Below are 14,993 nucleotides of genomic sequence, written 5' to 3'. Positions count from 1 at the left end.
TCGCCCATCCCTTCGAGTGGAAATTCACCCGCGCCGATCTGAACGCCCTGATGGCGCGCATGCGCTCACGCTATGCCGAAAACCACCCTCTGAAGCTCGCAGCATGAACAATACGTGTGCGAACTTCCGAAGTGGACTACTAAGGGCTGTTCGCTTTATGGTATTCACGATTGTGCCCGGTTGCCCCACGAAACCAACGGTCACGCCTACGAACATTCCCGCCCACACAGCAAAAAGCCCGGACCGTTGCGGGTCCAGGCTTTTTGGGGAATCTGGATGGGGTTTTACTTCCGAGCAGGTGGCAAGTCCGTGCAGCTGCCGTGCGCCACTTCGGCCGCCATGCCGATGCTCTCGCCCAGCGTCGGGTGCGGGTGAATGGTTTTGCCGATGTCCACCGCGTCGGCGCCCATCTCAATCGCCAGCGCAATCTCGCCAATCATGTCGCCGGCATGGGTTCCAACCATGCCGCCGCCCAGGATCTTGCCGTGGCCATGCGCCTCGGGGCTGTCGTCAAACAGCAGCTTGGTGAAGCCCTCGTCGCGGCCGTTGGCAATGGCGCGGCCTGAGGCCGTCCAGGGGAACAGGCCTTTTTTGACCTTGATGCCCTGCGCCTTGGCCTGGTCTTCGGTCAAACCCACCCACGCCACCTCGGGGTCGGTGTAGGCGACGCTTGGAATCACACGGGCGTTGAAGGCGGCGCTGGCCAACTCCTTGTTGCCCTGCAGTTCACCGGCAATCACCTCGGCCGCCACATGGGCCTCATGCACCGCCTTATGCGCCAGCATGGGCTGGCCGACGATGTCGCCAATGGCGAAAATGTGCGGAACGTTGGTTCGCATCTGGATATCGACCGGAATGAAGCCGCGGTCGGTCACGCTGATGCCGGCTTTGTCTGCCGCCAGTTTTTTGCCATTGGGCGTGCGGCCCACGGCTTGCAGCACCAGGTCGTAGGTTTGCGGTGCCGGCGCGGTGCCGCCCGCCTCCGCCGCTTCAAACGTCACCTCAATACCGGCTGGCGTGGCTTTGGCACCGACCGTTTTGGTCTTGAGCATGATGTTGTCAAAACGCGGCGCGTTCATTTTTTGCCAGACCTTGACCAGGTCGCGGTCGGCGCCTTGCATCAGGCCGTCCAGCATTTCGACCACATCGAGGCGCGCGCCCAGCGTGCTGTAGACCGTGCCCATTTCCAGGCCAATGATGCCGCCGCCCAGAATCAGCATGCGTTTGGGCACTTCTTTCAGGTTCAGCGCGCCGGTCGAATCCACCACGCGCGGGTCTTCGGGCATGAAAGGCAGGCGCACCGCCTGCGAGCCGGCGGCAATGATGCAGTTCTTGAAGGCAATGGTCTGCTTTTTGCCCGATTTCTCCTGGGCGGCGCCCGTGGTTTCTTCGACCTGCAGGTGATGCGCGCCGACAAACTGGCCGAGGCCGCGCACCACGGTGACCTTGCGCATCTTGGCCATGGCGGCCAGGCCGCCGGTCAGCTTGCCGACGACTTTTTCCTTGTGGGTGCGCAGCTTGTTGATGTCCAGCACCGGCTCGGCAAAGCTCACGCCCAGGCTTTCAAAATGCTTGACCTCGTCCATCACGGCAGCCACATGCAGCAGCGCCTTGGACGGGATGCAGCCGACGTTCAGGCAGACGCCGCCCAAGGTGGCGTAGCGTTCGACCAGAACGACTCTGAGCCCCAGGTCGGCGGCGCGAAAGGCGGCCGAATAACCGCCAGGGCCAGCGCCCAGCACCAGCACGTCGCAGTCGAGGTCGGCCGAGCCGCTGAAAGTGGCCGCCGCAGGTGCCTTGCTTGCTACGTTATTAATAGCATGTTGCGCCTGTTCTACCTGGGCTGGAGGCGTTTTTGGCTCTGAAACCGGGGCTGCAGGTGCGCCGCCAGCCGCCGCCAGCGACAAAACGACGGTGCCTTGCTTGACCTTGTCGCCGAGCTTGACCTTGACTTCCTTCACCACGCCGCCGTGCGATGACGGAATTTCCATCGACGCCTTGTCGCTCTCGACGGTAATCAGGCTCTGGTCGGCCTGGATGGTGTCGCCCGGCTTGACCAGCAGTTCGATCACGGTCACTTCGTCAAAATCGCCAATGTCCGGCACCTTGATATCGATCAGGCTGGCTGCGTTGTTGGGGGAGGCACTCATTTGGTGGCTTTCAATTTGAGGGTGAATATTTCAAGCGGGCCAGCGGAGTTTTTGTCAAACTCGCAGCCAGCGCTCATGCCCGCCACCGCGACTTCGCGGGCGGTTTTGGCCTTGTCCCAGGTCGCATACATGGCGCCGAGCGCGAAACTGCGGCCCGAACCAATGCCCCAGAACTCGTTGAACTCAAAGACTTCACGGTAGCTGTACAGGCCGTAAATGCCGCTGGCGTTGGCAATGACGACCGTGAACTGGCTCGACTCGTAGGGGTCGTTGTCGTCTTCCTTGGTCTGCAGGAAAAACGTTTCCTTCAGCATCGGGTGCAGCCGGATGAAGGTGTCAAACACCTCATCACGGCTGCCCAGCTTGAGCTGGTCCTTGGGCAAGGCCGTCATGGCCTTGCGCAGCGCCGGAAAGTGCGCCACCGTGCCGGCCATGCCGACATAACTGATGCCTTGCGGCGTATCGACCTTGAAGATCTTGCTGTTGGCTTCAAAGCGGTGACTCAGGCTGGTGTCGCCGAAAGTGACCAAGGTGTCAGCGGCAATCGCCACATGGCCGGCTTTTTTGACTACTACCAGCGTGGTCATAGTGCCAACCCCGCGACATAAAAAACGGAGGGCAGCGCAACGCCGGAGGCACACGAAGTGAAAAGCGTGGGGGTCACAGTAATACGCGGCGGAAGTCACCCAGAATCTGGCCCAGATACGCGTTGAAGCGCGCTGCCGAAGCCCCATCGATCACGCGGTGGTCCCAGCTCAGCGACATCGGCTGCATCAGGCGCGGCTGGAAGGCCTTGCCGTCCCATACCGGTTCGACACGGCTTTTGCATACGCCCAGAATGGCGACTTCGGGCGCGTTGATGATGGGCGTGAAATAGCGCCCGCCAATACCACCCAGCGACGAAATCGTGAAGCAGGCGCCCTGCATGTCGGCCGGGCTCAGTTTGCCGTCACGCGCCTTCTTGGCCAGCTCGCCCATTTCCTGCGAAATCTGCACAATGCCTTTTTTGTCGGCATCCTTGATGACGGGCACGACCAAGCCATTGGGCGTGTCGGCCGCAAAGGCCACGTTGTAGTACTGCTTGAGCACCAGCTGGTCACCGTCGAGCGACGCGTTGAACTCGGGAAACTTCTTGAGCGCAGCCACCGAAGCCTTGATCAAGAACGCCAGCATGGTGATCTTGATGCCGGCCTTCTCGTTTTCCTTGTTCATCTGGACGCGGAAGGCTTCCAGCTCGGTGATGTCGGCATCGTCATGGTTGCAGACATGCGGAATCATCACCCAGTTGCGGTGCAGGTTGGCGCCGCTGATCTTCTTGATGCGGGACATGTCCTTGCGCTCGACCGGGCCAAACTTGGTGAAATCGACCTTGGGCCATGGCAGCAAGTCAAGACCGGCGCCACCGCCCGATGCTGCCGGCGCCTTGGCGGCCTGCGCCTGGGTGCGCGTGTCACCGGCCATGACGGACCGGGTGAAGGCCTGCACATCGTCCTGGGTGATACGGCCCTTGGGGCCAGCGCCCTTGACCTCCGCCAGCGGCACCCCGAGCTCGCGCGCAAACTTGCGCACCGAGGGCGAGGCGTGGGGCAGGCTGCCGGTGGGCGCCGCCGTGGGTTCGTGCGCTGGCACGGCAATCCGCGCGGCGGCGGGCGCAGCGGCAGCTGGTACAGCAGGCGCAGCAGCTGCGGCGACCGGAGCCGGTGCGGCTGATGCAGGTGCAGTGGTGCCAGCGGGTGCCGCAGCGCCCTCCAGCAGCGCCAGCAGATCGCCAATATTGACCACGTCGCCGAGCTTGACCTTGAGGTCTTTGAGCACACCCGCACCTGACGATGGAATCTCCATCGAGGCCTTGTCGGACTCGACCGTGATCAGCGACTGCTCGACCTTGATGGTGTCACCCACCTTGACCAGCACCTCGATCACCGACACATCCTTGAAGTCGCCAATGTCGGGCACGCGTACTTCCACCGGGCCGGAAGCGGCGGCGGCCGGTGCCGGCGCAGCCGTTGGAGCAGGTGCCGCGGCCGCCGGTGCCCTGGGGGCGGGCGCTGCAGCCGGTGCAGGCGTAGGCGCCGGCGCCGGAGCGGCAGCTTCACCCGCCACTTCCAGCGTCAGCACCACCGAGCCCTGCTTGACCTTGTCGCCGAGCTTGATCTTGAGGTCTTTGACGACGCCGGCGTGGCTGGACGGGATTTCCATGGAGGCCTTGTCGGACTCCACCGTGATCAGTGACTGCTCGGCCTTGACGCTGTCGCCCGGCTTGACCAGCAGCTCGATGACGGTGACTTCGTCGAAATCGCCAATGTCCGGAACCTGAATATCGATTGTTGCCATATTGAAAGTCTCCTCAAGCGTAGAGAGGATTGATCTTGTCGGCTTGAATGCCGTACTTCTTGATAGCTTCGGCCACCTTGGCGACCGGAACCGTACCTTCTTCGCTGAGGGCTTTCAAAGCCGCCACCACGATGTAGTGGCGGTTGATCTCAAAATGCTCGCGCAGCTTGCTGCGGAAATCGCTGCGGCCAAAACCGTCGGTGCCCAGCACCTTGAAGGTGCGGCCCTTGGGAATAAAGGAGCGAATCTGCTCGGCATAGGCTTTCATGTAGTCGGTCGATGCGACCACCGGGCCATTGTGCTTTTCCAGCTGCTGGCCGACAAAAGATACGCGCGGCGTGTCCGTCGGGTGCAGCAGGTTCCAGCGCTCGGTGTCCTGGCCGTCTCTGGCCAGCTCATTGAAGCTTGGGCAGCTCCAGACGTTGGCAGCAACGCCCCACTCTTTTTCGAGCAATTCCTGCGCCGCAATCGACTCGCGCAAAATCGTACCGGAACCCAGCAACTGCACACGCGGCGTCAGCTTGGCGCCTTCCTTGCACAGGTACATACCCTTGATGATCTGCTCTTCGGTGCCCGCCGTCAGGCCCGGCATCGGGTAGTTTTCATTGAGCAGCGTGATGTAGAAATACACGTTGTCCTGCTTTTCCACCATGCGCTTGAGGCCGTGGTGCAGGATGACGCCGACTTCATGCGCAAAGGTCGGGTCGTAGCTGATGCAATTCGGAATCGTACCGGCCATGATGTGGCTGTGGCCGTCTTCGTGCTGCAGGCCTTCGCCGTTCAGCGTGGTGCGGCCCGAGGTACCGCCCAGCAGGAAACCGCGCGCCTGCATGTCGCCAGCCGCCCAGGCCAGGTCGCCGATGCGCTGAAAGCCGAACATCGAGTAGTACACGTAGAACGGGATCATGATCCGGTTGTTGGTGCTGTACGAGGTCGCCGCTGCGATCCAGCTGCTCATGCCGCCGGCCTCATTGATGCCCTCCTGCAGGATCTGGCCCTTCTTGTCTTCCTTGTAGTACATCACCTGGTCTTTATCGACCGGGGTGTACTTCTGGCCTTCGGGGTTATAGATGCCGATCTGGCGGAACAGGCCTTCCATGCCAAAGGTGCGGGCTTCGTCGACCAGAATCGGTACCACGCGCGGGCCCAGCGCCTGGTCGCGCAGCAGCTGCGTCAAAAAGCGCACATAGGCTTGCGTGGTCGAGATTTCGCGGCCTTCGGGTGTCGGCTCCATCACCGACTTGAAGGTCTCAAGCGCGGGCACGGTGAACTGCTCGTCGGCCTTGACGCGGCGGTGCGGCAGGTAACCACCCAGCGCCTTGCGGCGCTCGTGCAGGTAGCGCATTTCGGGCGTGTCGTCGGCTGGTTTGTAAAACGGAAGCTCGGCCAGCTGGCTGTCAGGGATCGGGATGTTGAAGCGGTCGCGGAAGACCTTGATGTCCTCGTCGGTCAGCTTCTTGGTCTGGTGCACGGTATTCTTGCCCTCGCCAATCTTGCCCATGCCAAAACCCTTAACGGTCTTGATCAGCAGCACAGTGGGCTGGCCCGTGTGATTGACGGCCGAATGGAAGGCGGCATAGACCTTTTGCGAATCGTGCCCCCCACGGCGCAGATTCCAGATGTCGTCGTCGCTCATCTTGGCGACCATCTCCAGCGTCTTGGGGTTCTGGCCGAAGAAGTGCTTGCGCACGTAAGCGCCGTCGTTGGCCTTCATGGCCTGGTAGTCGCCGTCCAGCGTATCCATCATGACCTTGCGCAGCGCGCCGTCCTTGTCGCGCGCCAGCAGCGGATCCCAGTTGCTGCCCCAGATCAGCTTGATGACATTCCAGCCGGCGCCACGGAACTCGCCTTCGAGCTCCTGAATGATCTTGCTATTGCCGCGCACCGGACCGTCCAGCCGCTGCAGGTTGCAGTTGATGACGAACACCAGGTTGTCGAGCTTTTCTCGCGCGGCCAGGCCGATCGCGCCCATGGACTCGACCTCGTCCATCTCGCCATCACCACAGAACACCCAGACCTTGCGGTTTTCGGTGTTGGCGATGCCGCGCGCGTGCAGGTATTTGAGGAAACGCGCCTGGTAAATCGCCATCAGCGGGCCCAGTCCCATGGACACCGTGGGGAACTGCCAGAACTCGGGCATCAGCTTGGGGTGCGGGTAGCTTGACAGGCCTTTGCCATCGACCTCCTGGCGGAAGTTGAGCAACTGCTCTTCCGTCAGCCTGCCCTCGAGATAGGCGCGGGCGTAGACACCGGGCGACACATGGCCCTGGATGTAAAGGCAATCGCCGCCATGGCCTTCACTTTCGGCATGCCAGAAGTGGTTAAACCCCGCGCCAAACAGGCTGGCCAGCGAGGCAAACGAGCCGATGTGGCCGCCCAGGTCGCCACCGTCTGCGGGATGCAGGCGGTTGGCCTTGACCACCATGGCCATGGCGTTCCAGCGCATGTAGGCGCGCAGGCGTTCTTCAATTTCAAGGTTGCCGGGGGAGCGCTCTTCCTGGTCGGCCTCGATGGTATTGACGTAGCCGGTGTTGGCCGAAAAAGGCATGTCGATGCTGTTCTGGCGGGCATGCTCAAGCAATTGCTCGAGCAGAAAGTGAGCCCGCTCCGGGCCCTCGCTTTCAATCACCGCCGACAGTGCGTCCATCCACTCGCGGGTCTCCTGCGAGTCTTTGTCCAGCGCACCGCCGGTCGCCCCCAAGTTGCCAACACCCACCTCGTTAGGAATAGCAGCCATTTTTTGTCTCCTCAATAACGCTGGTTAAATTGCGCCGCAGCCGGCTGGGGCTGCGTGCAAAGCCGGTGTCCAAATTGCGCCCAAGCTGTGTTGTAACGCAAATTAGATTCAAGTCCCTAGTTTCTCATATTTTTTTCTTAATTTCAAATTATGCTTTATGTTTTCATATTAAGAAATTTAGAAAGAAAATCAGTCTGTTCAAGCGCTCAGTCAGCCGTCAGTCAGCCCCGATCAGGCCTGTCGCGTTGACCTTGAAAGACCATGGTTACCCCGCTGGACAAGGGCATCTCACTTAAACTGCTAGCTTCGCCCATGACCACGCAAGCCCCCCCACCCTCCCCCTCTTCCCCCGCGGGCAAGCCGGCCCCCATGACGATGTGGCGCCACTGGTGGCGCAAGCAGTCACCCTCACGCCAGGACCGCTTCATCACGCTGGGGCCGCTGCTGGCCGTGGTGCTCTTTCTGGCGGCAGTGATTGCGGCCTTTGGCTACCTGCGGATCGAGGAAATCGACCGCGAGCAGGAAGCCGTCAAGCGCGATGTGGAATACGCCCAGCAGCGCCTGCGGCTGCGGCTGCTGGAGCGGCAGGAGCAGCTGATGCGCATAGGCCGCGATGTGTCGAACAAGGAAGTCGATGCCGAGGAGTTCGTGGTCCAGGCCGAAGCGCTGGTCAACCAATATCCCGAGCTGATGGCCGTCAGTTGGATAGACAGCAAGCGCCGCATCAAGGTGACCTATGTATCGCCCAGCGCCAACACCAGCCAGTTGCGCGCCGCGGGTGACCAGCTCCGGGTCGACGAGACCGACGGCACATACGACTTGGCGCGTGACCTGCGCCAGCCGGTGTATTCCCGCCCGCTGGTCAGCAAGGAGAGCAGTGGCTACAACGCGCCCGCCCTGCAGCTGCAGGTGCCGCTGGATGACCAGGGCAAATTTGCCGGCGTCATCATGGGCGAATACTCTATCGACGGGCTGCTGCGCTTTGGCGTGCCAACCGAAATCACCGCCAAGTACGCGGTGACCCTGATAGACGACAAGAATCAGGTGCTGGCCGGCAACCTGCCGCCGCGGCGCAGTCCGGCCGCCCGCCTGCTGCCCTGGACCGACGCCGCCGCCGAGTATGAGATACCAGTGTCCCCGGTGGGCAACGGCCTGCTGCTGCGGGCCGAGGGTTACCGCACCTCGCTGGGCGTGGTCGGCAGCGGCTTTTTCTGGCTGGTCAGCGCCCTGAGTGCGCTGACCGTCTGGATGCTGCTGGGCACCTGGCGCCACACCCGGCGCCGGGTGCAGGCCCAGCAAGCGCTGATTTCCGAAACCAACTTTCGCCGCGCCATGGAAAACTCCATGCTCACCGGCATGCGCGCCCTCGATCTGCAGGGCCGCATCACCTATGTCAACCCGGCGTTTTGCCAGATGACGGGCCTGACCGAAGGCGAACTGGTGGGCCGCACGCCGCCTTTTCCACACTGGCCCGAAGCGGAAGTCGAGACGCTGATGGCGCGACTCGATGACGAGTTGCACGGCCGCACGCCGCCCGGCGGTTTTGAGGTGCGGGTAAAACGCCGCAACGGCCAGATTTTTGACGCGCGCATGTATGTGTCGCCGCTGATAGACCCGCGCGGCCAGCAGACCGGCTGGATGACCTCGATGACCGACATCACCGAGCCCAAACGCATTCGCGAGGAGCTGTCGGCCTCGTATGAACGCTTCACCACCGTGCTGGAGGGGCTGGACGCCGCGGTGTCGGTGGCCCCGCTGGGCAGCGAGGAACTGCTGTTTGCCAACAAGCTCTACCGCTCGTGGTTTGGCGGCGAGGTGTCGGGGCACATCAACCTGATCGCGCAGGCGGGCGTGCCGACCATTGCACCCACCGATGATGCGCTCGACGCGGTGGATGGCCTGGCCGGCTTTCCGACCGACACGCTCACCGCCGCCCTGACCGAAAACGCCGAAATCTTTGTGCCCGAACTGGGCAAATGGCTGGAGGTGCGCTCGCGCTACCTGACCTGGGTGGACGGGCGCCTGGCGCAGATGGTGATTGCCACCGACATCACACCGCGCCGCCACGCCGAGGAGCAGGCCGCCCTGCAAAACGAACGCGCGCAAACCGCCAGCCGGCTCATCACCATGGGCGAGATGGCGTCCAGCGTGGCGCACGAACTGAACCAGCCGCTGACCGCCATCAACAACTACTGCAACGGCATGGTGTCGCGCATCAAGGGCCGGCAAATCAGCAACGAGGACCTGCTGGTGGCGCTTGAAAAAACCGCCAAGCAGGCGTGGCGGGCCGGGCAGATCATCCAGCGCATCCGCTCGTTTGTAAAACGCAGCGAGCCCAACCGCATGCGCGCCGATGTCGCCACCATGGTCAGCAATGCGATGGAGCTGGCCGACATTGAGCTGCGGCGCCACCATGTGCGGCTGAGCCACTACATCGCGGCGCGCCTGCCCGAGATCATGGTGGACCCGATCCTGATCGAGCAAGTGCTGATCAACCTGATGAAAAACGCCGCCGAATCGATTGAGCAGGCGCACCTGCCGACGGCCCGCCGCAGCGTTGAACTGCGCGTGGTGCCCAAGCACATCGAGGACCAGAGCGTGGTGGAGTTTTCGGTGCTCGACACCGGGCACGGGCTGTCGCCCGAAGTGATGACTCGGCTGTTCGAAGCCTTCTACTCCACCAAGGCCGAGGGCATGGGCATAGGCCTGAAGTTATGCCGCAGCATTGTCGAGTCGCACCAGGGCAGGATGGAGGCGCAGAACCTCTACAATGGCGATGAAGTGGTGGGGTGCCGGTTTACCTTCTGGATTCCCGTGACGCCCCTGCTTGCACCTTCGGTGCCTGCTAGCGATAACGCAGCGGCAAAAAACGCCGGCGTTCACTGACACAGTTCAAAAAAGTTCACTGAGAAAGTTTGGCATGAGCTTGATTCCCAAAAAAGGCACGGTCTACGTCGTTGATGATGACGAGGGCGTGCGTGACTCGCTGCAATGGCTGCTTGAGGGCAAGGACTACCGGGTGCGCTGCTACGACTCGGCCGAAACCTTTCTGAGCCGCTACGATGCGCGTGAAGTGGCCTGCCTGATCGTTGACATCCGCATGGGCGGCATGACCGGCCTGGAACTGCAGGACCGCCTGGTCGAGCGCAAGTCGCCCCTGCCCATCGTCTTCATCACCGGCCACGGCGACGTGCCGATGGCGGTCAACACCATGAAAAAAGGCGCCATGGATTTCATCCAGAAGCCTTTCCAGGAAGAGGCGCTGGTCAATCTGGTGGAGCGCATGCTCGAGCAGGCCAAGGAAGCCTTCGCGGGACACCAGCAATCCGCCAGCCGCGACGCGCTGCTGGCCAAGCTGACCTCGCGCGAGGCGCAGGTGCTGGAGCGCATCGTGGCCGGCAGGCTGAACAAACAGATTGCCGATGACCTGGGCATCAGCATCAAGACAGTGGAGGCGCACCGCGCCAATATCATGGAAAAACTCAACGCCAACACGGTCGCCGATTTGCTCAAGATCGCCCTGGGATCGAACGCGCCCAAGGCCTGAGCCACTTCGTCAATTGCTATCGTATTGATAGCAACTTACGCCCGTTGTTCATGGACTAGCGGGCGTTTTTACTTGAAAACCGCATAAAAATGACCGCAAAACTGATCGACGGCAACGCCCTTTCCCAACAACTGCGCACCGAGGTCGCCCAGCGCGCTGCCGCCCTGCGCAGCCGCGGCATCACGCCGGGCCTGGCGGTGGTGCTGGTGGGCGACAACCCCGCGAGCCAGGTCTATGTGCGCAACAAGGTCAAGGCCTGCCAGGACAACGGCCTGCATTCGGTGCTGGAGCAATACCCCTCGACACTGGGTGAAGCGGAGTTGCTGGCGCGGGTGGAGGCGCTGAACCGGGACCCGGCGATTCACGGCATTCTGGTGCAGCTCCCGCTGCCCGCGCACATCGACGCGCAAAAAGTCATCGAGGCGATTGCGCCGGCCAAGGACGTGGACGGGTTTCACGTCGCCAGCGCCGGCGCCCTGCTGGTCGGCCAGCCGGGTTTCTGGCCCTGCACGCCTTACGGCTGCATGAAGATGCTGGAAAGCATTGGCTATGAGCTGCGCGGCAAGCATGCGGTCGTCATTGGCCGCAGCAACATCGTCGGCAAGCCGATGGCGCTGATGCTGCTGCAGAAAAACGCCACCGTGACCATCTGCCACAGCGCCACCGCCGACCTCAAGGCCATGACCCTGCAGGCCGACGTGATCGTGGCGGCGGTGGGCAAACGCAGCATGCTCACCGCTGACATGGTCAAGCCCGGCGCGGTCGTGATCGACGTGGGCATGAACCGCAGCGAGGAAGGCAAGCTTTGTGGCGACGTGGATTTTGACGGCGTGAAAGAAGTCGCCGGCTACATCACGCCAGTGCCCGGCGGCGTCGGCCCCATGACCATCACCATGCTGCTAGTCAATACCATGGAAGCGGCTGAACGCTGCTAATCCGGCTTGGCCGCAGTTGGCCGACTCAAACGCCAGAGGCTCAGGGCGGCGCACAGCCACTGGCCGAAATACATGGCACTGCCCAGGCCATGCCACAGCCTGAGGCTGGCGCCCTCTGCCCGCGCGCTGACGATGCGCGGCGCCACGCCAAACTCCACCAGCAGCGCCAGCAGCATGCCAGCCACTATGAATTTCATAGCAATCTGCGCTGATTTATTCTGGGTTGCAGCCTCTTTTTGATTAAAAATGAGCAGCATGAGCATGGCGCAGCCGGTGCTGAGCCAGGTTTGTGCCGTGAACAGCTTGGCCGCCATGGCGCCGGCGGCCGCCGGGCTGCCCAGATGCAGAAAGAGCATGGGCACCACGACAAACCCGAGCCCGCTCAGACTGCCCCACCAGAGCGCGGCCAGCATGACGCCGAAGCGATGCCTCATGAACAATTTTCCGCCGGGCCGCCCCCAGGAAAATTAGCCCCCTCGGGGGGCAGAGAGTTACACGCAGTGAACGAACGTGGGGGCTTCATATGTACATCACGGCAACGATTTCGTAGCGCTTGAGGCCGCCCGGCGCCTGCACCTCGGCGGTGTCGCCCTCGTCCTTGCCAATCAGCGCGCGCGCAATCGGCGAGCCGACGTTGACCCGTCCTTTTTTGATATCGGCCTCGTCCTCGCCCACGATCTGGTAGGTCACGGTGTCGCCCGAATCTTCATCATGCAACTCGATGGTGGAGCCAAACACCACCTTGCCACCGGCATCGAGCTCGGACGGGTCGATGATCTGCGCAGCCGAGAGCTTGCCCTCAATTTCCTGAATCCGGCCTTCAATAAAACCCTGACGGTCCTTGGCTGCGTCGTACTCGGCGTTCTCGCTCAGGTCGCCCTGGGCCCGCGCCTCGGAGATCGAATTGATGACCCAGGGGCGGTCCACGGTTTTGAGCTGGTGCAGCTCGGCTTTCAGACTTTCTGCGCCGCGCTTGGTAATCGGTAGGGTTGCCATGTTTTGCTCCTGCAAAAAGCGAAACCGCCACCAGTCACCTGGCGGCGGCGTGTTTAATTTCAAATAAGTTTAATGCAAATTGAGACGACTACGCCAGAGGCCGCCGCGCCGGGCCGCCCCAAGCAAGGCCAGCCCCCTCGGGGGGCAGCGCATGACACGCAGTGCAAAGCGCGGTGGCAACACAATCAGACCAGCTGGGCGTGGAGCTCCTGCACCGAATACACGTCCAGGTTGTCCAGGTACTTCATGCCCTCGACCGCCGCCTCGGCACCGGCGATGGTGGTGAAGGTGGTGACACGGGCCAGTAGCGCCGAGGTGCGAATCTGCCGCGAGTCGGCAATCGCGTTGCGCCGCTCTTCCACGGTGTTGATGACCAGCGCAATCTCGTTGTTCTTGATCATGTCGACCACATGGGGCCGGCCTTCGGTAACCTTGTTGACGACGTCACAGGCAATGCCGGCGGCGTTGATGGCAGATGCCGTGCCTTTGGTGGCCACCAGCTCAAACTTCAGCGCGGCCAGGCCACGCGCCACTTGCACGGCACGCGGCTTGTCATTGTTCTTGACCGTCAGGAACACCTTGCCCGACGTGGGCAGCTTGGTGCCCGCGCCGAGTTGCGACTTGACAAAGGCCTCGCCAAAGGTCTTGCCCACGCCCATCACCTCGCCGGTGGACTTCATCTCGGGGCCGAGAATGGTGTCCACGCCCGGGAATTTGACGAAGGGGAAGACGGCTTCCTTCACGCTGAAATAGGGCGGCGTGACTTCCTGGGTGATGCCCTGCGAAGCCAGCGACTGGCCGGCCATGCAACGTGCCGCCACCTTGGCCAGCTGGATGCCGGTGGCCTTGCTGACGAAAGGCACGGTGCGCGAGGCGCGGGGATTGACTTCGAGCACGTAGATGACGTCCTGGCCGTCCACATGCTGGATGGCAAACTGCACGTTCATGAGGCCGACCACGTTCAGGGCATGCGCCATGGCGGCGGTCTGGCGCTTGATTTCGGTCACCGTCTCGGCGCTCAGCGAATAAGGCGGCAAGGAACAAGCCGAGTCACCGCTGTGCACACCGGCCTGCTCGATATGCTCCATCACGCCGCCGATGAAGGTAGCACCTTCGGCGTCGCGGATGCAGTCCACATCGCACTCGATCGCATCGTTCAAAAAGCGGTCCAGCAGCACCGGCGAGTCATGGCTGACCTTGACCGCTTCGCGCATGTAGCGCTCCAGGTCACGCTGCTCATGCACGATTTCCATGGCGCGGCCGCCCAGCACATAGCTGGGCCGCACCACCAGCGGGTAACCGAGCGCGGCGGCCTTTTCAAGCGCCTCCGGCTCGGTGCGCGCCGTGGCATTGGGCGGCTGGCGCAGCTTGAGCTCGTGCAGCAGCTTCTGGAAGCGCTCACGGTCTTCGGCCGCGTCAATCATGTCGGGCGAGGTGCCGATGATGGGCACGCCGTTGGCTTCCAGGTCCAGCGCCAGCTTCAAGGGCGTCTGGCCGCCGTACTGGACGATGACGCCCAGCGGCTTTTCCTTGTCGACGATTTCCAGCACGTCTTCCAGCGTCAGCGGCTCAAAGTACAGGCGATCGCTGGTGTCGTAGTCGGTGGAAACCGTTTCGGGATTGCAGTTGACCATGATGGTCTCGTAGCCGTCTTCGCGCAGGGCCAGCGCTGCGTGAACGCAGCAGTAGTCAAACTCGATGCCCTGGCCAATACGATTCGGCCCGCCGCCCAGCACCATGATTTTTTTGTTGTCGGTGGGTGCGGCTTCGCACTCGCTGCTTGAATTGAAAGCGTGCGCGGCCTCGTAAGTCGAATACAGGTAGGCGGTGTTGGTGGCAAATTCGGCCGCGCAGGTGTCCACGCGCTTGTACACAGGCCTCACACCCAGCGCAAGGCGCCTGTCGCGAATGGCGGTATCGGTGGTTTTGAGTTGTTTGGCCAGGCGGCGGTCGGAAAAGCCCTTTTGCTTGAGCGCGCGCAAGGTGGCGGCATCAATCTGGTCGAGTGAGGTGGTTTCGAGTTCCAGCTCGATCTTCACGATCTGCTCGATCTGCACCAGAAACCAGGGGTCAATCTTGGTCAGCGCAAACACCTCGTCCACACTCATGCCCAGGGCAAAGGCATCACCCACGTACCAGATGCGGTCGGGGCCGGGCGCGCCGAGTTCTTTCTCCAGCACTTCCCGGTCCTGCGTTTTTTCGTTCATGCCATCGACGCCGACTTCGAGGCCGCGCAGGGCTTTCTGGAACGATTCCTGGAAGGTGCGGCCCATGGCCATGACCTCACCGACCGA

General features: G+C 62.2%; 10 protein-coding genes. 3 read left to right on the top strand and 7 right to left on the bottom strand.

The features are described from left to right. Window positions 1–284: 284 nt before the first annotated feature. From lpdA to aceE, 4 genes are all read right to left on the bottom strand, one after another. Window positions 285–2,150, bottom strand: coding sequence for a dihydrolipoyl dehydrogenase (gene lpdA, locus RMO23_RS19180; protein ID WP_309684689.1), 1,866 nt, complete (start codon window positions 2,148–2,150; stop codon window positions 285–287). Further along, the gene (locus RMO23_RS19175) at window positions 2,147–2,737 is read right to left on the bottom strand and encodes an MFS transporter (RefSeq protein WP_309684687.1); all 591 of its coding nucleotides are present in this window, start codon (window positions 2,735–2,737) and stop codon (window positions 2,147–2,149) included. The genes lpdA and RMO23_RS19175 overlap by 4 nt, the downstream gene beginning before the upstream one ends. Window positions 2,738–2,810: 73 nt before the next feature. Further along, entirely contained in the window at window positions 2,811–4,484 is a 1,674-nt protein-coding gene (gene aceF, locus RMO23_RS19170) for a dihydrolipoyllysine-residue acetyltransferase (protein ID WP_309684685.1), read from the bottom strand. A 13-nt stretch (window positions 4,485–4,497) separates the two neighbouring features. After that, window positions 4,498–7,221: a pyruvate dehydrogenase (acetyl-transferring), homodimeric type gene (gene aceE, locus RMO23_RS19165; protein WP_309684683.1), complete on the bottom strand. Its 2,724-nt coding sequence runs from the start codon at window positions 7,219–7,221 to the stop codon at window positions 4,498–4,500. 312 nt (window positions 7,222–7,533) lie between these two features. On the opposite strand from aceE, the gene RMO23_RS19160 reads away from it, so the two are divergent. The 3 genes from RMO23_RS19160 (at window position 7,534) to folD (ending at window position 11,703) form a co-directional block, all read left to right on the top strand. Next, a complete protein-coding gene (locus RMO23_RS19160; protein WP_405041640.1) occupies window positions 7,534–10,107 on the top strand; it encodes a PAS domain S-box protein in 2,574 nt (857 codons plus the stop codon). Between the two features lie 34 nt (window positions 10,108–10,141). Further along, window positions 10,142–10,768: a response regulator transcription factor gene (locus tag RMO23_RS19155; protein WP_309684680.1), complete on the top strand. Its 627-nt coding sequence runs from the start codon at window positions 10,142–10,144 to the stop codon at window positions 10,766–10,768. A gap of 89 nt (window positions 10,769–10,857) precedes the next feature. After that, window positions 10,858–11,703 carry a bifunctional methylenetetrahydrofolate dehydrogenase/methenyltetrahydrofolate cyclohydrolase FolD gene (folD, locus tag RMO23_RS19150; RefSeq protein ID WP_309684678.1) on the top strand — a complete coding sequence of 282 codons (846 nt, stop codon included), beginning with the start codon at window positions 10,858–10,860 and terminating at the stop codon, window positions 11,701–11,703. Here the strand turns inward: folD and RMO23_RS19145 are convergent. The 3 genes from RMO23_RS19145 to carB all read right to left on the bottom strand — a co-directional run. Then, complete coding sequence (locus tag RMO23_RS19145; protein ID WP_309684676.1) at window positions 11,700–12,137, bottom strand: DUF4149 domain-containing protein; 438 nt, start codon at window positions 12,135–12,137, stop codon at window positions 11,700–11,702. The two genes, folD and RMO23_RS19145, sit on opposite strands and share 4 nt — an antisense overlap. Before the next feature lie 85 nt (window positions 12,138–12,222). Then, complete coding sequence (greA, locus tag RMO23_RS19140) at window positions 12,223–12,699, bottom strand: transcription elongation factor GreA (RefSeq protein WP_309684673.1); 477 nt, start codon at window positions 12,697–12,699, stop codon at window positions 12,223–12,225. A 185-nt stretch (window positions 12,700–12,884) separates the two neighbouring features. Continuing rightward, the coding region (carB, locus tag RMO23_RS19135; RefSeq protein WP_309684671.1) for a carbamoyl-phosphate synthase large subunit at window positions 12,885–14,993 on the bottom strand (2,109 nt) is incomplete at its 5' end.

It is taken from the genome of Polaromonas sp. (assembly GCF_031411155.1).
Lineage (GTDB): Bacteria > Pseudomonadota > Gammaproteobacteria > Burkholderiales > Burkholderiaceae_C > Polaromonas.
This window is presented reverse-complemented; position numbering and strand designations above follow the sequence as displayed.